Here is a 22,108-nt window from a genome sequence, read left to right as displayed (position 1 = left end):
GGGCTTCGGGCGTGGGCGTCAGGGGGCGAGGATGACCGAGCGGGTCAGATGGCGCGGCCGGTCCGGGTCGAGACCGCGGGCGGTGGCGACGGCGACGGCGAGCCGCTGGGCGCGGACCAGTTCGGCCAGCGGATCCAGCGCCGCGGGCACCCACGTCGCGCCGGTCTCCCGGACCTGCTCGGCCAGCCCTTCGGGCGCCTCCCCGAACATCCAGGTCGCCGTGCCCGTCGTGCTGATGCTGATGGGGCCGTGCCGGTACTCCATCGCCGGGTAGGCCTCGGTCCAGGACAGGGAGGCCTCGCGCATCTTCAGGCCCGCCTCGTTGGCCAGTCCGACGGTCCAGCCCCGGCCCAGGAAGGTGAACTGGGTGCGCTCCACGAGCCCTTCGGGCAGGTCGGCGGCGAGCGCGGCACGGGCGTCGGCGACGACGGCGTCGGTGTGCAGGCCGAGGTGGGCGCGGAGCAGCGTGAGCGCGGTGGTCGCGAACCGCGTCTGCACGACGGACCGTTCGTCGGCGTAGTCGAGGACGACCACGTCGTCGGCGGCGGTCATCACCGGCGTCTCCGGGTCGGCGGTGAGGGCGACGGTGCGCGTACGGCCCTTCAGCTCCGTGAGCAGCTCCAGTACTTCGGTGGTGGTGCCGGAGCGGGTGAGGGCCACGACCCGGTCGTACGCCCGCCCCCGGGGGAACTCGGAGGCCGCGAAGGCGTCCGTCTCGCCGAGGCCCGCGTCCTCGCGCAGGGCCGCCGCCGACTGCGCCATGAAGTACGAGGTGCCGCATCCGACGATCGCCACCCGCTCCCCCGCCGCGGGCAGCGCCGCCGTGTGGCGTGCCGCCTCCCCGGCGGCGCGCGTCCAGCACTCGGGCTGGCTGTTGAGCTCGTCCTCGACATACGTCATGTCGCACACTCCCCGAACACGGATTGATTGTTCCTGCAAGATATAGCGAGCTTTCGAGCACAATCAAGCAATCAGAGGGAACAGTACGGTGCGCTAGGGTCGGCGGGGATCGAGGAACGGAGGCGCGGATGTCGCGCGACGCCCGCTGGAAGGCGCTGCTGGAGCTGCTCGTCGAGCGCGGCCGGCTGGACGTCGAGGAGGCGGCGACCGAGCTCGAGGTCTCGGCCGCGACGATCCGCCGGGACTTCGACCGGCTCGCCGAGCAGCAGATGCTCGTGCGTACGCGCGGGGGCGCGGTGGTGCACGGGGTGTCGTACGAGCTGCCGCTGCGCTACAAGACCGCCCGCCGCGCCTCGGAGAAGCAGCGCGTCGCACAGGCGGTCGCCGCGCTAGTGGCGCCCGGCGAGGCGGTGGGGCTGACCGGGGGCACGACCACGACGGAGGTGGCGCGCGCCCTGGCCGTGCGCGCCGATCTGGCCTCCGGCACCCCCGCGCTGACCGTGGTGACCAACGCGCTCAACATCGCCAACGAGCTGGCCGTCCGGCCGCAGTTCAAGATCGTGGTGACCGGCGGGGTGGCCCGCGCCCAGTCCTACGAGCTGATCGGGCCGCTCGCGGACGGGGTGCTGGGCCAGGTGACCCTCGACGTGGCGGTGCTGGGCGTCGTCGCCTTCGACGTGGCGCACGGTGCCGCGGCCCACGACGAGGCGGAGGCCGCGATCAACCGGCTGCTGTGCGACCGCGCCGAGCGGGTGGTCGTGGCCGCCGACTCCAGCAAGCTGGGCCGGCGGGCGTTCGCCCGGATCTGCGCGACCGGGTCGGTGGACACGCTGGTCACGGACGGTGCGGCCGACCCGGAGCTGGTGCGGGGGTTCGAGGAGGCGGGGGTCCGGGTCGTCACGGCCTGAGGACATCCCCTGAGGGCGGCGGCGGTCAGTGTCCGTGGCCGTCGGCGTGCTCCGGCGTGGCGGCCGGGGCGGACTCCTGCGCGCCCGGTGCCGATCCGGCGCGCACGGTGAACGCCGCGGTGTGGACCTCGCCCTGGTGCCGGAAGTCCAGGAAGAGACGGTAGGCGCCGGCGCTGGGCGCGGTGGCCGTGAAGGAGACCTCCGGGCCGGGCGCGGTGGTGCCGTCACCGGGTTCGCCGTTCGGGTGGACGTGCAGGTAGGCGAGGTCGCCGGAGCGCAGGGCGACCAGATGGCCGTAGGCACCCAGGTAGGGCTGGAGGTCGTTGACGGGTTCGCCGTCGCGGGACACCTTCAGCTTCAGCTCGCTCGCCTTGCCGGGGTGCAGGGCTCCGGCGAGTTCGACCTCGTAGCCGTCGGTCCGGGCGGTGGCGTCCGGGACCGGGAGGCGTGCGGGCCGGTAGCGGCCGGAGGCGGCCAGGTCGGCGCCGAGGGTGAGGTTCTCCGCTCCCTTGCCCGCCGGGGTGAAGTCGGCGAAGACGCGGTAGCCGCCCGCCGCGGGCAGGTCGACGGGGGTGCTCCAGGTGCCGTCGGCGGCACGGGTGGGGTGCAGGTGGCGGTAGGTGACCAGGTCGCGCGAGGCCAGGACGAGGTGGAGTTCCTTGTCGTGCTCGCGCTGGTACGCGGTGACGGCGTCGCCGTTCGCGTCCCGGACGGTGAAGCGCAGTTCGGCGCTCCGGCCGGCGGTGACGCGCGGGGTGGCGAGGTCGAGGGTGTATCCGCCCTCGGAGATCTGCAGACCGCCGGGCGGGGTCCTCTCCTGCCCCTCGTGGCTCTTGTCCCCGTGCTGCCGCGCCGTTGACCCGCCGTGCTCGTCGTGCGGCGCGGGTTCGCTCTCCGCTACGACCGGGTCCACTCCCCTGCCCACGCCGTAGGCGGTGCCGAAGGTGGCGGCCAGTGCGGCGGCGAACGCGGTGATCCTCAGTCCGGTGTGCATGGCGGTCCTCTCCTCGAATTCGGGGTCTCCAGCTCACGCGGAGGCCTCTCCATGCACTTCACAATACCCCTAGGGGGTACCCGGTCAAGCGATTCGACGGCTTGCGTCAGATACCCCTTGGGGGTATACATGGAGTCGCCGGGCCGGATACCCCCGCCCCGTATGAGTTCCGACGCCAATCCGGAGGAAGCAATGACCTCGAACGTCACCGCCCCCGTCACCACCACCTACGCCGTCGCCGGCATGAGCTGCGGCCACTGCAGCGCGACACTCACCGGGGTGATCGGCGAGCTGGAGGGTGTCACCGGCGTCGACGTCGCGCTCGACACCGGCCACGTCACCGTCACCTCCGCCGCCGAGCCGGACGACGCCGCGATCGCCGAGGTCGTCGACGAGGCCGGCTACGAGCTGACCGGCCGCCGCTGACCGGCCCGCACGCCCCCCCGTCGAACAGCCGCACCGCCGGGGCCCGCACGCCGGGTCCCGGCCGGCGGCCCGCACCAGGAGCAGCCATGACCACCAGTACGACCAGCGCACCAGCCGAGGTGGAACTCGCCATCGGCGGCATGACCTGTGCCTCGTGCGCCGCCCGGATCGAGAAGAAGCTCAACCGGATGGAGGGGGTCACCGCCACCGTCAACTACGCCACGGAGAAGGCCAGGATCAGCCATGCCGCCGACGTCTCCGTCCCGGAGCTGATCGCCACGGTCGAGGCCACCGGGTACACGGCCCGCGAGCCCGAGCCGGTCCGCCCCGGGCCCACGGGCGACACCGAGCAGGCCGAGCCCGCCGACCCCCTGCGGCCGCTCCGGCAGCGCCTGGTCACGGCCGTGGTGCTGGCGGTCCCCGTCATCGCGATGGCGATGGTGCCGGCGCTCCAGTTCGAGTACTGGCAGTGGCTGTCGCTGACCCTGGCGGCGCCCGTGGTGACGTACGCCGCCTGGCCCTTCCACAGGGCCGCCTTCACCAACGCCCGGCACGGCGCGGCCACCATGGACACCCTGATCTCCGTCGGCACGTCGGCGGCGTTCCTGTGGTCGCTGTGGGCGCTGTTCCTCGGCACCGCGGGCACGCCCGGCATGACCCACCCCTTCGAGCTGACGATCGCCCGCGGTGACGGCTCAGGGAACATCTACCTGGAGGCGGCCGCCGGGGTGACCGCCTTCATCCTCGCCGGGCGCTACTTCGAGGCACGCTCCAAGCGCAAGGCGGGTGCCGCGCTGAAGGCGCTGCTGGAACTGGGCGCGAAGGACGTCACCGTCCTGCGGGACGGCATCGAGGAGCGCGTCCCCGTCGGCGAGCTGAAGACCGGGGACCGCTTCCTGGTGCGCCCCGGCGAGAAGATCGCCACCGACGGCACGGTGGTCGAGGGCACCTCGGCCGTCGACGCGTCGATGCTCACCGGCGAGTCCGTGCCGGTCGAGGTCGGCGTGGGCGACGGGGTCACCGGAGCGACCCTGAACGCGGGCGGCCGACTGGTGGTCGAGGCGACCCGGGTCGGCGCGGACACCCAGCTGGCGCGGATGGCGAAGCTGGTCGAGGACGCGCAGAACGGCAAGGCCGCCGCCCAGCGGCTCGCCGACCGCATCTCCGCCGTCTTCGTCCCCGTCGTCATCGCCCTCGCGCTGGCCACCCTGGGCTTCTGGCTCGGCAACGGCTCGGGACCGGCCGCCGCGTTCACCGCCGCCGTCGCCGTCCTGATCATCGCCTGCCCCTGTGCCCTCGGCCTCGCCACCCCGACCGCGCTGATGGTCGGCACCGGGCGCGGCGCCCAGCTCGGCATCCTCATCAAGGGCCCCGAGGTCCTGGAGTCCACCCGCAAGGTCGACACCGTCGTCCTCGACAAGACCGGCACCGTCACCACCGGCCGCATGACGCTGCTCGCCGTGCACACCGCCGAAGGCACCGAGGAGGCCGAAGTGCTCCGGCTGGCCGGGGCGTTGGAGCACGCCTCGGAGCACCCGATCGCCCGGGCGGTCGCCACGGGCGCCGCCGAACGCATCGGCACCCTGCCCGCCCCCGAGGACTTCGCCAACGTGCCGGGGCTCGGCGTCCAAGGCGTCGTCGAGGGCCATGCGGTCCTGGTCGGCCGCGAGAAGCTGCTCGCCGAGTGGGCCATGGAGCTGCCCGCCGGCCTGGCCCGCGCGAAGACCGCGGCCGAGCAGACCGGCCGCACCGCGATCACCGTCGCCTGGGACGGCGAGGCCCGTGCCGTCCTGGAGGTCGCGGACGCGGTGAAGGAGACCAGCGCCGAGGCGATCACCCGGCTGCGCGGCCTGGGCCTGACGCCGGTGCTGCTGACCGGCGACAACAAGGCAGTGGCCGCCTCCGTCGCCCGCGAGGTCGGCATCGACGCCGAGCACGTCGTCGCCGAGGTACTGCCGCAGGACAAGGTCGCCGTCGTCAAGCGCCTCCAGGGCGAGGGCCGTTCGGTGGCGATGGTCGGCGACGGGGTCAACGACGCCGCCGCGCTCGCCCAGGCCGACCTGGGGCTCGCCATGGGGACCGGCACCGACGCCGCCATCGAGGCCGGCGACCTCACCCTCGTCCGCGGGGACCTGCGGGCCGCCGCCGACGCCATCCGGCTGGCCCGCAGGACGCTGGGCACCATCAAGTCGAACCTGTTCTGGGCCTTCGCCTACAACGTCGCCGCGCTGCCGCTCGCCGCGGCCGGACTCCTCAACCCGATGATCGCCGGAGCGGCCATGGCCTTCTCCTCCGTCTTCGTCGTCGGCAACTCCCTGCGGCTGCGGGGCTTCAAGGCCGCCGGCTGATCCACCACCGCGCCGCCGGGCCGCCGGCCGACCCCTCGAGGGCCGGCCGGCGGCCCGGCGCCGTGTGGTCCCGGTCGTGCCGGTCCGCACCCCGGAACTCGGCCTCCTCGCTCCCGCCGTCCCCCGGACGGGCCCCGCCCACGCGCCGTCGCGCCCGGCCGCGACCAGGGTGGTTCGGGTCCCCTCTCCCCGCGGAGCGAGGAGCCCATGACCGAACCGACCAACGCCGACGGCGACACCCGTGGCCCGCTCGGGCCGGCCCCGGCGCCGGCCCCCGCACGCCGGCGGGCCGTCGCTGCCGTGCTCGGGGATCTGCGTGCCGTGGACGGCGCGCTCTACGCCGCGGTGGCCGCCACGTCCACGCCCACGCTCGACCGGGCACTACGGCGCCTGTCCCATGCCGCCGACCATTCGAAGGTCTCGCTGGGGATCGCCGCCGCGCTCGCGCTGGGCGGGGCGCGGGCACGGCGGGCGGCCCTCGTCGGTGTGGGGGCGGTCGCCGTGGCGTCGGCCTCGACGAACCTGCTGGGCAAGCGCCTGGTGCACCGGGCGCGGCCGGACCGGGAGGCGGCACGCGTGACGGTGGACCGGTATGTGCCCATGCCCCGGTCGGCGTCGTTCCCGTCGGGGCACACGGCCGCCGCGGTGGCGTTCGCCACGGCCGTCGGCGTGGTCCTGCCCGAGGCCGCCGTGCCGCTCGGCGCGCTGGCGAGCGCCGTCGGCTACTCGCGGGTCCACACCGGCGTGCACTATCCCGGTGACGTCGCCGCGGGCGCCGTCCTGGGCATCGCCAGTGCGGCGGCCGCGTTGGCGGCGGCGGCGCCTGCCAGGGTTCGTCAGCCGAACACCTTCACGGCCTGGTAGTACGTCCACGCGGTGCTGTTGCAGGCGGTCTTGGTGGCCCCGCCGTAGCGGGCGCAGACCCGCTTGAGGTCCTCGTAGAAGGCACTGTCCAGGCGGGACTTGTTGGCGTCGAAGGTGCCCGCGTCCTTGTAGTTGCGGTAGCCGAAGTCGTGCCGTGCGCAGGAGGTGCTGAAGGGGAAGCCGAACGGGTTGTCCGGCGAGGAGGAGCAGTAGTCGGTGGTCCAGTCGAACCCGTAGGCGGACCAGGCGGACTTGTCCGCCCGTGCCGCGGTCCAGGCGTTGTAGCTGGACGCACTGGTCTGCGTCCAACTCGCCAGTACCTGTGCCTTGTCGGAGGGAGCGGCCTCGGCGGTCGCGGCGGTGGCGACGACGGTGGTCACCGCCAGCGCGGCGGCGGTGAGTCCGGTGGCGAGTCTGCGGTGCATCCCAACACCTCCATGAGGATGCGGCCCGACTCTCGGGCCGCAGGTTCATGTCAAGATGATGCGCACCTGGACCCCCTGTTCACACCTCTTTCACCCCAACCCGCCGTGAACTCTTCGGTTTTGAGCTACGCGCGTCCTTCAGGGGCCCAGTCGGGATGACCGCCGTGCATGGCCGCGTAGAAGGGGTCGCCGGGCCCGATCTCCCCCGCGTGCACCGGCCGCCCGGTGAACGCCGCCTTGTACAAGGCCGCGGCGAACTCCAGCGTGGCGCGGGCCTCGAAGCCGCTGCCGGGCGGTCGGACCCCGGCGTCCCAGGCGTCCAGGACGGCGCCGAGCTGCGCCGTGTGGGAGCTGGGCACGTCGGCGGGCGGGGTGCGCCAGGCGGCGGCGCGCTCGGGCGCGACGTGCCGGGCCGGGGTGTAGACCCAGTCGTCGTTGCGGTGCCCGTACAGATGGGTCAACTCGACCGTCGCGTCGCGGCAGTCGACGCGTATCCGGCTCGTCTCGTCCGGGGAGAGCACGCTGTTGACGACGGTGGCGAGGGCGCCGCTCCCGAAGCGCACCAGGGCGGTGGAGACGTCCTCGCTCTCGGTGTCGTGCACCAGGCGCGACGCCATGCCCCGTATCTCCGCCCAGGGACCGAGCAGATGGAGCAGCAGGTCGTACTGGTGGATGCCGTGGCCCATGGTCGGGCCGCCGCCCTCGGTGGACCAGCGCCCGCGCCAGGGCACCGCGTAGTAGGCGGCGTCGCGGTGCCAGGTCGTCTGGCAGTGGGCGACCAGCGGGGCGCCCAGCTCGCCGCTCGCGATCAGGTCGCGTGCGTGCGCGGCGCCCGAACCGTACCGGTGCTGGAAGACCACGGACGCGTACGCCCCGGACGCCTCCTCGGCCGCGGCGATGTCGTCGTACTCGGCGAGGGAGAGGCACAGCGGCTTCTCGCACAGCACCCACGCACCCGCCTCGAGCGCGGCCACCGCCTGCTCCCGGTGCAGGGACGGCGGCGTGCCGACGAGCACCAGGTCGGGCCGTACGGCGTCCAGCATCGCGCCCGTCGAGGCGTACCCGGTGACGTCGCCGGGCGCCTCGGCGCGGAAGGCGTCGAGCCGCGCGGGGTCCACGTCGACGGCGGCGACCAGCTCGGTGCGGTCGGCGTGGGCGGCGAGCGCCGGCAGGTGGCCGCCGGTGACGATGGCACCGGTGCCGATCACCGCGACCCGGCGGCGGGCGGGGCGTGGGGACATGCGGTCCTCCTCGGACGGCGGGGCGCGGCACGCGGCGCACGCACACCGTGCGGCACCGCGTCGCTGGAGAAAGCGCTTTCAGAGCAGACCGACCATAGGCGGACCGCGTCACCCCGGACAACCCCCACCGTTTGCGGGCCGGGCGCACCCCTGGTCGACTGTCGCGGGGGGAACCCGGGCCGGCGGCAGCGCGCCGGCCCGCCCTTCAGTCCTCTCCAGAAGGAGTACAGGCGTGAGTTCCCCGAAGCCGAAGCCCCCGTCGTCCGCGGAGCACCGGTCGGACGGCAGCCAGCCCTGGCTGCACCAGAAGGGCCGGACCATTCAGGAGTTCGGCACCGTCAAGCAGTTCCCCGTGGCCCTCACCATGGACACCCGGCTGTACTCCTGCCAGCGGCTCAACAAGGTCCTGGCGGACACCCGGATCCTGCACGACCTGTACAAGAAGTACCACTGGCTGATGCGCGGGGCGACGTTCTACCAACTGCACCTGCTCCTCGACAAGCACGCGGGCGAACAGCTGGAGCTGATCGACACCGTCGCCGAGCGCGTCCAGACACTCGGCGGCGTCGCGGTCGGCGACCCCCGGCACGTCGCCGAGATCACCACCGTGCCGCGCCCGCCGGACGGGGTGGAGGAGGTGCCGTCGATGCTCTCCCGCCTGCTGGAGGCGCACGAGCTGATCCTCACCGAGTGCCACGACGCGGCGGCCCGCACCCAGGAGTACGGGGACGACGGCACCAACGACCTCCTGGTCTCCGAGGTCCTGCGCACCAACGAACTCCAGGCGTGGTTCGTGGCGGAACACCTCGTGGACACGCCGCTGGTCCACGCCTGACCCCGGCCCGGACATGGCGCACCTGTCCCAGGACGCCGACGGCGGTCCCCCGGCCGGCGGGCGGTGGTCCGCCTTCCGGCGGTCGCCGTTCTGGCCGGCCACCGTTCTGGTGCTGATCCTCGCGGCCGCGGCCGGCCTCTTCGCGGGCTCGTACACCTACTCGATGGCGAACCCGACGCCGCGCCTGATCCCCACGGCCGTGGTCGGCTCGTACGAGAAGGCGGCCGGCCGGGCCTATCTCCGCGGCCTGGAGAAGGCGTTGGACACCTCGGTGAAGGTGCATCCGTACGAGACCCGCGCCGCGGCCCGCGAGGCGATCGAGCAGCAGGAGGTCTTCGCGGTCTTCGAGCTGCGCGACGACGGGCGCAGCGCCGCCCTCGACGTGTCCGGCGCGTCCGGCGCCTCGGTCGCCGAACTGCTCTCGCAAACGGCACCGGCCGTGGGCAAGAAGCTCGGTGTCCGGGTCTCGGTGCGGGACGTCAATCCGTTGCAGAAGGGCGACCCGCGCGGGCTGGCGATCTTCTACATCTCGCTGGCCGCCGTGATCATCGGCTTCGTCGGCGCGATCCAGCTCAGCGTGCACGCGCGCACGCTCACCCCCGTCGAACGCATCCTGTTCACGATGGCCTACGCGCTGCTCGGCGGGTTCGCCATCGCCGCCACGGTGGACTGGCTGCTGGGCGCGCTGAACCTGCCGTTCGCCCAGTCGTGGCTGATCCTGGCGCTCACGATGTTCGTGTCCGGGATGGTCTTCACCATGTTCAACACCATGTTCGGCCGCTGGGCGATGCTGCCCACCTGGGGCCTGATGGTGATCATCGGCAACCCTTCGTCCGGCGGCGCGGTGTCCTGGCCGCTGCTGCCGTCACCGCTCGGGACGATCGGCCGGTGGCTGCCGCCCGGGGGCTCGGTCAACGCGCAGCACACAGCGGTGTACTTCCAGGGCCACCAGCACGCCTTCCCGTACCTGGTGCTGGGCGGGTGGGCGCTGTTGTCGTGCACGGTCTTCTGGGTCTGGCGGCACCGGCATCCCGGCGGCCGCGAGCGGGACCCGACGGGAGCGGAGGACACCTGACCCGCGGGTCGCGGGCCCCTGTCGCCGGCGCCGAGCGGCTGCGATCATGAGGCCGGAAGACCCGCCTTCGGGAGTCCGCGCTTCCGGAGGCACCGGCTTCCGGGAGTCCCCGCCTTCGGTTGGAGTGCACATGGCCCTCGACGTCGACGCGATCCGCGCGCAGATACCCGCCCTGAAGTCCGGCTCGGCCCGCTTCGACGCGCCGGGCGGCACCCAGACCCCGCAGCCCGTCATCGACGCGATCGCGCAGGCGCTGTCCAACCCGCTGGCCAACCGCGGCCGCACCACCGAGGGCGAGCGCAACGCGGACGGCATCGTCGCGGACGCCCGCGCCGCGCTGGCCGACCTGCTGGGCGCCGAGCCGCGGGGCATCGTCCTCGGCCGCAGCGCGACCCAGCTCGCCTACGACCTGTCCCGGACGCTCGCCAAGTCCTGGGGGCCCGGGGACGAGGTGGTCGTCACCCGGCTGGACCACGACTCCAACATCCGGCCCTGGGTCCAGGCGGCCGAGTCGGCCGGCGCGACCGTGCGGTGGGCCGACTTCGACCCGGCCACCGGTGAACTGCGTCCCGAGCACATCGAGGCGGTCCTCTCCCCGCGCACCAGGCTGGTGGCGGTGACGGCCGCGTCCAACCTGATCGGCACGATGCCCGACCTGCCGGCGATCGCCCGGCTGGCGCACGGTGTCGGCGCGCTGTGCCACGTGGACGCGGTGCACTACGCCTCGCACGCCGTCGTCGACCCGGTGGCGCTCGGCGCGGACACGCTGGTGTGCTCGCCGTACAAGTTCCTCGGCCCGCACCTGGGGGTGCTGGCGGCCCGGCCGGAGTTCCTCGAGACCCTGCGTCCGGACAAGCTGTTGCCCTCCAGCGACGCCGTCCCCGAGCGCTTCGAGCTGGGCACGCTGCCGTACGAGCTGCTGGCCGGCGCCCGTGCCGCGGTGGACTTCCTCGCCGGTCTGGAGCCGGACGCGCGCGGCACGCGCAGGGACCGGCTGGTCGCCTCGTTCGCGGCGCTCGAGGCCCACGAGGACGTCCTGCGTGAGCGGATCGAGCGGGGGCTGGCCGGTCTGGACGGCGTCACCGTGTACTCGCGGGCCGCACGGCGCACGCCGACCCTGCTGTTCACCGTGGCGGGCCTGCGCCCGGCCGACGTGTACGGGCGACTGGCCGAACGGGGTGTCGACGCGCCCGCCGGGTCCTTCTACGCCCTGGAGGCCTCGCGCCGCCTGGGCCTCGGCGACGCGGGCGCCGTCCGGGTCGGACTGGCGCCCTACACCAGCGCGGACGACGTGGACCGCCTCCTGACCGCGCTGGCCGGCCTCGGCCGCTGACCCGGGCGGTCTCACGACAGCGGTACGGTCACCTTCCCCTCGCCCCGCGCGCTCGCGCCGCCCGCGACCCGGACGGTGAAGGGGCGGTCGGTACCGGTCGCGGTGACCCGCAGGACGTCCCCCTCCCGCCGCACGCGGAAGCTCGCGGCCGGTGTGCCCAGCAGGTCGGGCACGCCGGCCTCGGCCGTGTAGCCGGCGTCGGCGGACGGGTGGACGAGCAGGGTCGGGGCGTCCAGCCAGTCGCCGTCGGGGCGGCTGTCGTCGGAGGCCAGCGGCAGGACGGCGCCCTCGCGGACGTACAGCGGCAGGCTGTCGTAGCCGTGCCGTTCGGTGCGCCAGGCCGGGCCGGTGACGCGCTCGCCGGACAGGAGGTGGGTCCAGGTGCCCTCGGGGAGGTAGACCTCGACCTCGCCGTCCTCGGTGAAGACCGGGGCGACCAGGACGTCGGAGCCGAGCATGTACTGGCGGTCCAGCGGGCGGCAGGCCGGGTCGTGCGGATACTCCAGGACCATCGGCCGCATCATCGGCACGCCGGTGCGGTGGGCCTCGGCGGCGACGCCGTACAGGTAGGGCATCAGGCGGTGCTTGAGGAGGGTGAAGCGGCGGGCGACGTCGACGGCCTCCTCGCCGAACTCCCACGGCACCCGGTACGACGAGGAGCCGTGCAGGCGGCTGTGCGAGGAGAGCAGGCCGAAGGCCAGCCAGCGCTTGAAGACGGCGGGATCGGGCGTGCCCTCGAAGCCGCCGATGTCGTGGCTCCAGAAGCCGAAGCCGCTCAGGGACAGGGACAGACCGCCCCGCAGTGACTCGGCCATCGCCTCGAAGGACGACCAGCAGTCGCCGCCCCAGTGGACGGGGTACTGCTGGCCGCCCGCGGTCGCCGAGCGGGCGAAGAGGACGGCCTCGCCCTGCCCGCGCTCCTTCTCCAGGAGTTCGAAGACGGTGCGGTTGAACAGGTGCGTGTAGTAGTTGTGCATGCGCTCCGGGTCGGAGCCGTCGTGCCAGACCACGTCGGTGGGGACGCGCTCGCCGAAGTCGGTCTTGAAGCAGTCCACGCCCTGGTCGAGCAGGGGCTTGAGCTTCCCGGCGTACCAGTCGCGGGCGGCCGGGCTGGTGAAGTCGACCAGGCCCATGCCGGCCTGCCACAGGTCCCACTGCCAGATGTCGCCGTCCGGCCTGCGCACCAGGTGCCCGAGGGCGGCGGCCTCCTCGAACAGCGGGGACTTCTGGGCGATGTAGGGGTTGATCCAGGCGCTGACCCTCAGCCCCTTGGCCTTGAGCCGGGCGAGCATGCCGTCCGGGTCCGGGAAGACGTCCGGGTCCCATTCGAAGTCGCACCACTGGTACTCGCGCATCCAGAAGCAGTCGAAGTGGAAGACGGAGAGCGGGATGCCGCGCTCGGCCATGCCGTCCACGAACGAGGTGACCGTCTGCTCGTCGTAGGAGGTGGTGAAGGACGTGGTGAGCCACAGGCCGAAGGACCAGGCCGGCGGCAGGGCGGGGCGGCCGGTGAGGGCGGTGTAGCGGGTGAGGACGTCCTTGGGGGTGGGCCCGGCGACGACGTAGTACTCCAGCGTCTGGTCCTCGACGCTGAACTGCACCTGGCCGACGGACTCGGAGCCGACCTCGAAGGAGACCGCGCCGGGGTGGTTGACGAAGACGCCGTACCCGCGCGAGGAGAGGTAGAACGGAACGTTCTTGTAGGCCTGTTCGCTGCTGGTGCCGCCGTCGGCCTGCCACATGTCGACGACCTGGCCGTTCTTGACGAACGGGGTGAAGCGCTCGCCGAGGCCGTAGATCTGCTCGCCGACGCCGAGGGCGAGGCGGCCGAGCATGTGGTGGCCTCCGTCGCCGGTGGTGGCGAAGGCGGTGCCCTTGGCGTCGGCGCGGGTCAGCTCGCGTCCGTCGGCGTCGTGGAAGGTGAGGCCCCAGGGGCCCTCGCGGTCCAGGCGGAGGGTGAGCGCGCCGCTGGTCAGCTCGGTGACGGAGCCGTCCTGGCGCACCTCGCCGGCGCCGTCCGCCGCACCGCTGAGGGCGAAGTCGGGACCGGGCCGGCGTTTGCCGGCGTGGTGGGTGACGCGGACGCCGATGACGCCCTCGGCGGGAGAGAAGCACTCGACCGTGAGGAGCGGCGCGTTGAGCGTGTCCCCTCGCCGCGTCACCTTCTTCACGGCGGCATGGGCGGTGAAGCGCTTCGATTCGGGACGTACATCGCGTACCTCGGTGGCGTACGAGAGGTGCACGCCCTCGCGGATGAGCCAGAAGCCGTCGGTGAACTTCATGATCTTCCTCGGGTGGGGCGGGAGCTGTCGGATGGGGAGCACGGTGGCCGTCTCACAGCGAGTTGATCGTACACAAGACAAATTCCGGCGCCGCGGCGTTTGCCGCACATACAGCGCTCTGAACAGGGACTATTGCCTCACAGAACAGCTTCGCCACCACCCGGGGCGAAGAGGGAGGGGCCACTTTGCTCTAGCGCGGAAGCGGGTCCGTGACGTATTAGTCATCACACCAAACAAATCGGTCCGGCGACGAAGCCGGACAGTACGACAGCAAGGGCCGCACCATGTCGAAGCGCTTCACCTCGCTCGCCTTGACAGCACACCCTCCGGCTGCCACACGCCGCGGGCGAGGGCGCTCAAGCCGAGCCCTCGCCCCGTTCACCGCCGCATCCGTGCTGGTCGCCGGAGCGGCGCTGGCCGGCTGCGGACAGCAGCGCGACGCCGGCACGTACACCGTGATGAACTCCTCGACCGACGAGTCGTACCACCGCTGGGACGCGGAGGCGATGGCCCGCTGCGGCAAGGAGCTGGGCGTCACCATCGAGCAGCAGAGCGTCCCGGCGGCGCAGGTGATGACGAAGGCGCTGCGCATGGCGTCGTCCAAGTCGCTGCCCGACATCGTGCAGTTCGACGCGTCCGAGATGCCGACCTTCGCCGACGCGGGCGGCCTCGTCGACCTCAGGACGCTCGGGCTGAGCACCGAGGACATCCCCGACGGCATCGTCGACTTCGGCTCGTACAAGGGCACGTACTACGGCGCGGCCCGCTCCGTGAACACCCTCGCCCTCTTCTACAACAAGGACGTCCTCGACGAGGCGGGTCTCGATGTGCCCACCACCTGGGACGAGTTGCGGCGGACCGCGAAGGAGCTCACCGAGGGAAAGCGGTACGGCCTGGCGCTCAGCGCGGGCGGCGCGGAGGACGGCGTCTTCCAGTTCACGCCGTTCATGTGGTCCAACGGGGGTGACGAGACCGACCTGGACGGCCCGAAGGTGGTCGAGGCCCTGGACTACTGGAAGAGCCTGCTGAAGGACCGTTCGCTGTCGAAGTCGACGGTCAACTGGACCCAGGCGGACGTCAACGACCAGTTCATGGCCGGGAACGCGGCCATGATGATCAACGGTCCGTGGCAGGTGGAGACCCTCAACAGCGACAAGTCGCTGCACTGGGGCATCGCGCCGATCCCGGTGCCGGAGGCCGGTGACGACTCGGTCGGGCCGCTCGGCGGTGCGGTCCTCACCGTGCCCAACACCGGTGACGAGGGCAGGGAGAAGACGGCCGGGAAGATCGTCGCGTGTCTGTCGAGCGAGAAGGAGCAGCTGACCTACGCGCTCAACAGCTGGATGGTCCCGGCCAACGCGAAGGCCGCGGCCGTCTGGCGCGAGAAGGTGCCCGAGCTGGACTCCCTCGCCGACCAGGTGGCCGTCGCCCGGTCCCGCACGGCGAAGCTCGGCGCCGGCTGGTCGAGCGTGTCGCTCGCCCTGCAGAGCGCCTTCCAGTCGGCCCTGACCGGCCAGTCCAGTGAGACCGCCCTGAAGCGCGCCCAGCAGCGGGCCACGAGCGGGAACTGAGGTACGCCCCCATGACCACGCCCATGCCCACGTCCACGTCTTCCGTCGGCGCGCAGGCGCCCGCGAAGACGTCCGCGTCGCCCGCCGCGCCGGACCCCGGCCGGATCGCGCGCCGCCGCAGGCTCGCCCAGTGGGGGTTCGTCGTCCCCGCCGTCGTCTTCATGCTGCTGTTCTTCGGCTACCCGCTCGTGCGCAACGTCGTGATGAGCTTCCAGGACTACACGCCGAAGACCTTCTTCACCGGTGAGGCGCCCTTCAACGGCGCCGACAACTGGTCCAACGTGTTCCAGGACGCCCTGTTCGGCAAGGCGCTGTGGCACACGCTCGTCTTCACGGCGGGCTCGCTGCTCGGCCAGTTCTGCATCGGCCTGGCGCTCGCGGTGTTCTTCAGCCGGCGCTTCCCCCTCAACGGGGTGCTGCGCTCGCTGATCCTGCTGCCGTGGCTGGTGCCCATGGTGGTGTCCGGCATCGTCTGGCGCCGCATCCTCGACCAGGACACGGGCGTGCTGAACTCGTTCCTGGACACGCTCGGGATCGGCGGTCACACGCCCTGGCTGACCAGCCCCGAGATGGCCCTGGTGTCGGTGATCCTGGTCAACATCTGGATCGGCATCCCGTTCAACATGGTCATCCTGTACGGCGGTCTCCAGGAGATCCCGAAGGAGCTGCACGAGGCGGCCGCGCTGGACGGCGCCTCGGCCTGGCGGACCTTCCGTTCGGTGACCCTGCCGATGCTCAAGCCCGTCGTCACGGTCGTCCTCGTGCTGGGCTTCATGTCGACGGTGAAGATCCTCGACCTGATCCTCGCCCTGACCGACGGCGGCCCGGCCGACGCCACCCAGACGCTCGGCACCCTGACCTACCAGAACTCCTTCGTCCAGCTGGACTTCGGCGCGGGCGCCGTCGTCGGCAACGTACTCATCCTGATCTCCGCCGTGTTCGCGGTGTTCTACCTGCGGGCCAACCGCACCGAGGGGAAGTGACGTCCATGGCCTCGCACACGCCCACCGCCTCCCGGCGCCGCTGGGGTTCCACCGTCGCCGGCGTTCTCATCCTGTGCGTGATGCTGTTCCCGCTGTACTGGATGCTCAACACCGCGCTCCAGCCCGACTCGGGACTGCTCCAGGTCGACCCGGTGCCGGGCGGCCTGGACTTCTCCGGCTTCTCCAAGGCGATCAGCGACCAGGGCGGTCACCTGCTGACGTCGCTGGCGGTCTCGCTGGGCGCGGTCGCCATCTGCCTGGCGATCTCGGCACCGGCGGCCTACGGGCTCGCACGGTTCGGGCTGCGCGGCTCGCGCACCATCGTGTTCGGCACGCTGATCACCCAGATGGTGCCGGGCATCGTCATCGCCAACGCGCTCTACAACTCCTACGTCGACCTGGGCCTGGTCAACTCCTACTTCGGCCTGATGCTGGCGGACGCCTCGCTGGGCATCCCGTTCTCCATCGTGCTGATGCGCTCCTTCATGGTCTCGATCCCGGGCGAGGTGATCGAGGCCGCGCAGATCGACGGAGCCGGACCGGTCCGCACCTTCGTGCGGGTGGTGCTGCCGATGAGCCGCAACTCGCTGATCACGTCCGGGCTGTTCGCGTTCCTGTTCTCGTGGAGCGACTTCATGTTCGCGCTCACCCTGAACACGACCGACGAGGTCAAGCCCATCACCCTGGGCATCTACCAGTACATCGGCGCGCACGTCGGCGACTGGGGCTCGGTGATGGCCGCGTCGGTGCTGTCGGCGGTGCCCGCCGCGATCCTCCTCGTCCTCGCCCAGAAGTACATCGCCGCCGGGATCACCGGCGGCTCCGTCAAGTGAACCCCGTACACATGGAATTGAGCTGTACAGCATGAGCGACTACCCCGGTTTCCCGCCCGGTTTCGTCTTCGGCGCCGCGACCGCCTCGTACCAGATCGAGGGCGCGGCGGCCGAGGACGGACGCGGTCCGTCGATCTGGGACACCTATAGCCGCACCCCCGGTCTGGTCGTGAACGGCGACACGGGTGACGTGGCCTGCGACCACTACCACCGCTACCCCGAGGACGTGGCTCTGCTGCGCGACCTGGGCGTGGACTCGTACCGCTTCTCGATCGCCTGGCCCCGCGTCGTGCCGGACGGCTCGGGCGCGGTGAACCCGAAGGGTCTGGACTTCTACTCCCGCCTGGTGGACGAACTGCTCGCGGCGGGCATCGAGCCGGCCGCCACCCTCTACCACTGGGACCTGCCGCAGGCACTCGAAGACGTCGGGGGCTGGCGGGTGCGGGAGACGGCGGAGCGGTTCGCCGAGTACACGGCGGTGGTCGCCGAGCACCTGGGCGACCGGGTACCGCGCTGGATCACCCTCAACGAGCCGTGGTGCAGTTCCTTCCTCGGCTACTCCATCGGCCGGCACGCGCCCGGCGCGAAGGAGGGCCGGGGCGCGCTCGCCGCCGCCCACCACCTGCTGGTCGGCCACGGGCTGGCCGTGCAGGCGCTGCGCGCGGCCGGGGTCCGCGAGGTCGGCATCACGCTCAACCTCGACCGCAACCTGCCCGCCACCGGCTCCCCCGACGATCTGGCGGCGGTGGTCCGCGCGGACACCCAGCACAACCTGGTGTGGACCGAGCCGATCCTCGCGGGCCGCTACCCGGCCACCGAGGAGGAGACCTGGGGCGAGCTGATCACCGGGGAGGACTTCAGGCGGGAGGGCGACCTGGAGCTGATCTCCCAGCCGCTGGACTTCCTCGGCGTCAACTACTATCGGCCGATCGTGGTCGCCGACGCCCCGCACCGCGAGGGCGACCCGGCGCGGCGGGTGGCCACGGACAACCGGTACGAGGAGGTACGGCTCCCCGGCGTGCGGCACACGGCGATGGACTGGCCGGTCGTGCCGGACAGCTTCACCGACCTGCTCGTTGCCCTGAAGGAGCGGTACGGCGACGCGCTTCCGCCCGTCCACATCACCGAGAACGGCTCGGCGGAGGACGACGCGCCCGCCGCCGACGGCACGGTGCACGACGCGGACCGGGTCGCCTACCTGCGCGACCACCTCACCGCGCTGCGGGCGGCGATCGACGCGGGCGTGGACGTGCGCGGGTACTACGTGTGGTCGCTGCTGGACAACTTCGAGTGGGCGTACGGCTACGACAAGCGCTTCGGCATCGTGCGGGTCGACTACGACACGCAGGAGCGCACGCCGAAGGACAGCTACCGCTGGTACCGGGAGATGATCGCCGCGCAGCGCGGCTGACGGAGCGGGGGGCGGGGCACGGGTGCCGAGGGCCGCCGGGCGGCTGCCCTCGGCATCGGCGCGCGGCGGCGCGGTGGGGCGGTGGGCGGTGGGGCGGTGGGGCGGGTCCTGAAAGCAGCCTTGCCCGTGTGCGGCCCCACCTCTAGCCTGATTTTGTGCCGCAAATAAACAAAGCCCGATCGCACAGCGCCGTGCCGGGCACCCGCGACGACCTCACCCGTCTCCGTGCCGCTCTGACCGCCTTCTTCGCCCTCGACGGCTTCGTCTTCGCCGGCTGGGTGGTCCGCATCCCCGCCATCAAGGAGCAGACCGGCGCCTCCGCCAGCGCCCTGGGCCTCGCCCTGCTCGGTGTCTCGGCCGGTGCCGTCGTCACCATGACGCTCACCGGCCGGCTGGTCCGCCGCTACGGCAGCCATCCCGTCACCGTCGCCTGCGCGGTCCTGCTCTGCCTCAGCATCGCGCTGCCCCCGCTCACCCACTCGGCGCTCGCCCTCGGCGCCGTGCTCCTGGTGTTCGGGAGCGCGTACGGCGGGATCAACGTCGCCTTCAACAGCGCCGCCGTCGACCTGGTGGCCGTACTGGGGCGCCCGATCATGCCCAGCTTCCACGCGGCGTTCAGCCTCGGCGGCATGGTCGGTGCGGGGCTGGGCGGCCTGGTCGCCGGGTCGTTGTCGCCGACGCGGCATCTGCTCGCGCTCACCGTGACCGGTCTGCTGGTCACCCTGGTCGCGGGCCGTGCCCTGTTGCGCTGCGAGCCCGCCGTGCCGCCGGACCGCGCCCCCGAGGAGAACTCCGGACGGGACGGCGCCCCGCGCCGCCGGGACCGCCGTACCCGCCGCCTCGTCGTCACCTTCGGGCTGATCGCGCTGTGCACGGCGTACGGCGAGGGCGCCATGGCCGACTGGGGCGCCCTGCACCTGGAGCAGGACCTCGACGCCTCGCCGGGCCTGGCGGCCGCGGGGTACTCGTGCTTCGCGCTCGCCATGACCGTCGGCCGGCTGACCGGGACGACGCTGCTGGAGCGGCTGGGCCGGACGGCCACGGTCGTGGCCGGCGGCACCACCGCCGTGGCCGGCATGCTGCTCGGCTCGCTCGCCCCGTCCGTAGGGGTGGCGCTGTTCGGCTTCGCGATCACCGGCCTCGGCCTCGCCAACATCTTCCCGGTCGCGGTCGAGCGGGCCGGAGCGCTCGGCGGCCCGAGCGGTGTCGCGACCGCCTCCACGCTGGGCTACGGCGGCATGCTGCTGGGCCCGCCCGCGATCGGTTTCATGGCCGACTGGTTCTCCCTCCCGACGGCGCTCACCAGCGTGGCGGCGCTCGCGGCGGTCGCGGTGCTGGTCGCGGTGGCCACACGGCGCGCGGGGGTGGCCGGCTGAGGCGGGTCTCCCCCGAACACCCGCCCGCTCTGGGACACTTCACGACATGGACACCAACGGGGGACGGCGCTCGCAGCGCGAAAGGGACGCCGTCACGGTCGAGATCGGCTACGCCCTGTGCAGCGCGGCGTTCGCGGCTGCCGTGCTGTTCGGGGCGGTGGCGGGACCGGCGTATCTCTTCGGTCTGACGGGCGGACCGCGCGCCGCGCTCGTCGGGTCCGGGGCGGTGTCGGCCGTGGTGGTGTTCCTCGTCCGGGTGGTGAGCGTGCTGGTCCGGTTCGCGCGGGGTGGTCAGCCGAGCCAGCCCGGCCGCACCAGCCCGGACTCGTAGGCGAGGACCACCAGTTGGGCCCGGTCGCGGGCGCCCAGCTTCACCATGGTGCGGCTGACGTGGGTCTTGGCGGTCAGCGGACTGACGACGAGTCGCCGGGCGATCTCCTCGTTGGACAGTCCGATGCCGACCAGTGCCATCACCTCGCGCTCCCGCTCGGTGAGCCGGGCCATCTCGCCGGCCGCCGCGGGCTCCTTGGAGCGGGCCGCGAACTCGGCGATCAGCCGGCGCGTCACCCCCGGTGACAGCAGCGCGTCGCCGTCCACCACCGCACGGACGGCGCGCAGGAGTTCCTCGGGTTCGGTGTCCTTGACCAGGAATCCGGAGGCGCCGGAGCGGATCGCCTCGAAGACGTACTCGTCGAGTTCGAAGGTGGTGAGCATGACCACCTTCACGTCGTGGAGCCCGGCGTCACCGGTGACCTCGCGGGTCGCGGCGAGGCCGTCCAGCAGCGGCATGCGGATGTCCATGAGGACGACGTCTGGGCGCAGTTCGCGGATCGAGCGCACCGCCTCCTCACCGTCGGCGGCCTCCGCGACCACCTCGATGTCCGACTGCGCGTCCAGCAGCGCCCGGAACCCGGCCCGGACCAGCGACTGGTCGTCGGCGAGCAGTACGCGGATCACCGGTCGTCCCCCTTCACCTGCGTCGTGTGCTTCACGTGCGCCGTGTCCTCACGTGCGTCGGTTCCTTCCGCGTGCGCCGTGTCCTTCACGTCGGCCGGCAGGGTCGCCAGTACCCGGAAGCCGCCGTCGGGACGCGGGCCCGCCTCGATGGTGCCACCGAGGGCCGCGGCGCGCTCCCGCATCCCGGCCAGCCCGTTGCCGCTGCCGCCCGCCTCGGCGCCCGTCGCGGGGCCGTCGTCGTCGACGCGCAGCCGCAGTGTGCTCCCGTCCCTCTCGAGGCGGACCCGCGCGTGCCGCGAACCCGAGTGCCGCACGACGTTGGTGAGTGCCTCCTGCACGATGCGGAACGCGGCGAGATCGGTTCCCGGCGACAGACGCGGGGCCTTCCCCGACACCTCGACGGTCAGACCGGCGCTCGCCGCCTGCTCGACCAGTTCGGGGAGCCGGTCGAGGCCGGGGGCCGGAGCGCGGGGCGCGTCCCCGGGGGTGCGCAGGGTGTCGAGCACCTGCCGCACCTCGCCGAGCGCCTCCTTGCTCTGGTCCTTGATGGTGGTGAGCGCGGATCGGGCCTGCTCCGGGTCGGTGTCCAGGAGGGCCAGTCCGACGCCCGCCTGCACGTTGATGACGGAGATGCTGTGCGCGAGTACGTCGTGCAGCTCGCGGGCGATCCGCAGCCGCTCCTCGTCGGCGCGCCGGCGTGCCGCCTGGGCCCGCTCGGCCCGTTCCCGGGCCCACTGCTCGCGGCGGGCCCGGGCCAGCTCCGACAGGGCCGCGATCGCCACGACCCAGGTGGCGACGACCAGCTCCTGCCCCCAGGACGCGGCCGAGTCCCCGGACGGCGGCAGCCACCGGTAGAGCCAGTGCGCCAGCAGGGCGTGTCCGGCCCACAGCGTCCCCATCGCCGCCCACGCGGCCTTGCGGTGCCCGGCGACGACGGCACTGAAGCAGGCCACCGCGACGGCCACGAACACCGGGCCGTACGGGTATCCGGCGCCGAGGTAGACCAGGGTGGTGACCGCGGTGCCGAACACGACCGCCACCGGATACCGCCGCCGCCACAGCAGGGCGGCGCCCGTCACGAACAGCAGCACCCGCGCGAAGGGGTCCAGGGCGGCCCGCTCGGCGGCCTGGGCGTGGGCGGCGAAGTTCGAGCCGAACAGCACGAACGCCGTGACGAGCACCGTGGAGCGCCAGGGCCACCGGGGGCGGCGCTCCTCGTCGCCCCGCCGGTCCCACCACGCGGGCCCGTGCCGCCACCACCGCGGTGCCCGGCCCCCGGGCTCGTGCTGTCCGTCCATGCCCGCCACGCTAGACGCCTGGCACGTCGGGCGGCGTCACCCGCGCGT

General features: G+C 72.7%; 20 protein-coding genes. 13 read left to right on the top strand and 7 right to left on the bottom strand.

Annotated features, from left to right (window positions below; genetic code table 11):
* Nucleotides 1–18: 18 nt before the first annotated feature.
* On the bottom strand, nt 19–900 hold the full coding sequence (locus Sco07f_RS13300; RefSeq protein ID WP_007446839.1) for an SIS domain-containing protein: 882 nt from the start codon (nt 898–900) through the stop codon (nt 19–21).
* A 128-nt stretch (nt 901–1,028) separates the two neighbouring features.
* Between Sco07f_RS13300 and Sco07f_RS13295 the strand changes: the two genes are divergently transcribed.
* On the top strand, nt 1,029–1,808 hold the full coding sequence (locus tag Sco07f_RS13295) for a DeoR/GlpR family DNA-binding transcription regulator (RefSeq protein ID WP_054101703.1): 780 nt from the start codon (nt 1,029–1,031) through the stop codon (nt 1,806–1,808).
* Between the two features lie 25 nt (nt 1,809–1,833).
* On the opposite strand, the gene Sco07f_RS13290 is transcribed toward Sco07f_RS13295, so the two are convergent.
* Nucleotides 1,834–2,802: a DUF8832 domain-containing protein gene (locus Sco07f_RS13290; protein ID WP_108987955.1), complete on the bottom strand. Its 969-nt coding sequence runs from the start codon at nt 2,800–2,802 to the stop codon at nt 1,834–1,836.
* A 192-nt stretch (nt 2,803–2,994) separates the two neighbouring features.
* Here Sco07f_RS13290 and Sco07f_RS13285 point away from each other — a divergent pair, with 192 nt between their 5' ends.
* From Sco07f_RS13285 to Sco07f_RS13275, 3 genes are all read left to right on the top strand, one after another.
* Nucleotides 2,995–3,228, top strand: coding sequence for a heavy-metal-associated domain-containing protein (locus tag Sco07f_RS13285; RefSeq protein WP_108987954.1), 234 nt, complete (start codon nt 2,995–2,997; stop codon nt 3,226–3,228).
* A gap of 86 nt (nt 3,229–3,314) precedes the next feature.
* Nucleotides 3,315–5,576 (top strand): heavy metal translocating P-type ATPase, encoded by a 2,262-nt coding sequence (locus Sco07f_RS13280; protein WP_108987953.1) that lies wholly within the window; start codon nt 3,315–3,317, stop codon nt 5,574–5,576.
* A gap of 207 nt (nt 5,577–5,783) precedes the next feature.
* Nucleotides 5,784–6,440, top strand: coding sequence for a phosphatase PAP2 family protein (locus Sco07f_RS13275; protein ID WP_108987952.1), 657 nt, complete (start codon nt 5,784–5,786; stop codon nt 6,438–6,440).
* Here the strand turns inward: Sco07f_RS13275 and Sco07f_RS13270 are convergent.
* Both Sco07f_RS13270 and Sco07f_RS13265 read right to left on the bottom strand, forming a co-directional pair.
* Nucleotides 6,413–6,865, bottom strand: coding sequence for a phospholipase (locus Sco07f_RS13270; protein WP_007388317.1), 453 nt, complete (start codon nt 6,863–6,865; stop codon nt 6,413–6,415). The two genes, Sco07f_RS13275 and Sco07f_RS13270, sit on opposite strands and share 28 nt — an antisense overlap.
* Nucleotides 6,866–6,990: 125 nt before the next feature.
* Complete coding sequence (locus Sco07f_RS13265; protein ID WP_108987951.1) at nt 6,991–8,106, bottom strand: Gfo/Idh/MocA family protein; 1,116 nt, start codon at nt 8,104–8,106, stop codon at nt 6,991–6,993.
* 232 nt (nt 8,107–8,338) lie between these two features.
* On the opposite strand from Sco07f_RS13265, the gene Sco07f_RS13260 reads away from it, so the two are divergent.
* The 3 genes from Sco07f_RS13260 to Sco07f_RS13250 all read left to right on the top strand — a co-directional run bounded on the left by Sco07f_RS13260 (nt 8,339) and on the right by Sco07f_RS13250 (nt 11,349).
* The gene (locus Sco07f_RS13260; protein ID WP_003977779.1) at nt 8,339–8,941 is read left to right on the top strand and encodes a Dps family protein; all 603 of its coding nucleotides are present in this window, start codon (nt 8,339–8,341) and stop codon (nt 8,939–8,941) included.
* Between the two features lie 13 nt (nt 8,942–8,954).
* A complete protein-coding gene (locus Sco07f_RS13255; RefSeq protein ID WP_108987950.1) occupies nt 8,955–10,016 on the top strand; it encodes an ABC-2 transporter permease in 1,062 nt (353 codons plus the stop codon).
* A 130-nt stretch (nt 10,017–10,146) separates the two neighbouring features.
* Nucleotides 10,147–11,349, top strand: coding sequence for a cysteine desulfurase-like protein (locus Sco07f_RS13250; protein WP_108987949.1), 1,203 nt, complete (start codon nt 10,147–10,149; stop codon nt 11,347–11,349).
* A gap of 11 nt (nt 11,350–11,360) precedes the next feature.
* On the opposite strand, the gene yicI is transcribed toward Sco07f_RS13250, so the two are convergent.
* Nucleotides 11,361–13,631, bottom strand: a complete 2,271-nt coding sequence (gene yicI / locus Sco07f_RS13245; RefSeq protein ID WP_108987948.1) for an alpha-xylosidase — start codon at nt 13,629–13,631, stop codon at nt 11,361–11,363.
* 284 nt (nt 13,632–13,915) lie between these two features.
* Here yicI and Sco07f_RS13240 point away from each other — a divergent pair, with 284 nt between their 5' ends.
* From Sco07f_RS13240 to Sco07f_RS13215, 6 genes are all read left to right on the top strand, one after another.
* On the top strand, nt 13,916–15,202 hold the full coding sequence (locus Sco07f_RS13240; RefSeq protein ID WP_167468083.1) for an ABC transporter substrate-binding protein: 1,287 nt from the start codon (nt 13,916–13,918) through the stop codon (nt 15,200–15,202).
* 11 nt (nt 15,203–15,213) lie between these two features.
* A complete protein-coding gene (locus Sco07f_RS13235; protein ID WP_108987947.1) occupies nt 15,214–16,185 on the top strand; it encodes a carbohydrate ABC transporter permease in 972 nt (323 codons plus the stop codon).
* Between the two features lie 5 nt (nt 16,186–16,190).
* Nucleotides 16,191–17,018, top strand: coding sequence for a carbohydrate ABC transporter permease (locus tag Sco07f_RS13230; RefSeq protein ID WP_007388309.1), 828 nt, complete (start codon nt 16,191–16,193; stop codon nt 17,016–17,018).
* A 31-nt stretch (nt 17,019–17,049) separates the two neighbouring features.
* A complete protein-coding gene (locus Sco07f_RS13225) occupies nt 17,050–18,429 on the top strand; it encodes a GH1 family beta-glucosidase (RefSeq protein ID WP_054102815.1) in 1,380 nt (459 codons plus the stop codon).
* 191 nt (nt 18,430–18,620) lie between these two features.
* Nucleotides 18,621–19,805 carry an MFS transporter gene (locus tag Sco07f_RS13220; RefSeq protein ID WP_108987946.1) on the top strand — a complete coding sequence of 395 codons (1,185 nt, stop codon included), beginning with the start codon at nt 18,621–18,623 and terminating at the stop codon, nt 19,803–19,805.
* 46 nt (nt 19,806–19,851) lie between these two features.
* A complete protein-coding gene (locus tag Sco07f_RS13215; protein WP_108987945.1) occupies nt 19,852–20,136 on the top strand; it encodes a DUF6332 family protein in 285 nt (94 codons plus the stop codon).
* On the opposite strand, the gene Sco07f_RS13210 is transcribed toward Sco07f_RS13215, so the two are convergent.
* Both Sco07f_RS13210 and Sco07f_RS13205 read right to left on the bottom strand, forming a co-directional pair.
* Nucleotides 20,097–20,762, bottom strand: coding sequence for a response regulator transcription factor (locus Sco07f_RS13210; RefSeq protein ID WP_108987944.1), 666 nt, complete (start codon nt 20,760–20,762; stop codon nt 20,097–20,099). The genes Sco07f_RS13215 and Sco07f_RS13210 overlap by 40 nt on opposite strands.
* Nucleotides 20,759–22,060 (bottom strand): sensor histidine kinase, encoded by a 1,302-nt coding sequence (locus Sco07f_RS13205; protein ID WP_108987943.1) that lies wholly within the window; start codon nt 22,058–22,060, stop codon nt 20,759–20,761. Before Sco07f_RS13205 ends, Sco07f_RS13210 begins: the two co-directional genes overlap by 4 nt.
* Nucleotides 22,061–22,108: the final 48 nt, after the last annotated feature.

This window comes from Streptomyces coelicoflavus (genome assembly GCF_003112555.1).
GTDB classification, from domain to species: Bacteria; Actinomycetota; Actinomycetes; order Streptomycetales; family Streptomycetaceae; genus Streptomyces; species Streptomyces coelicoflavus.
Note: the sequence above shows the minus strand (reverse complement) of the source record. Positions and strands in the feature narration are given on the sequence as shown.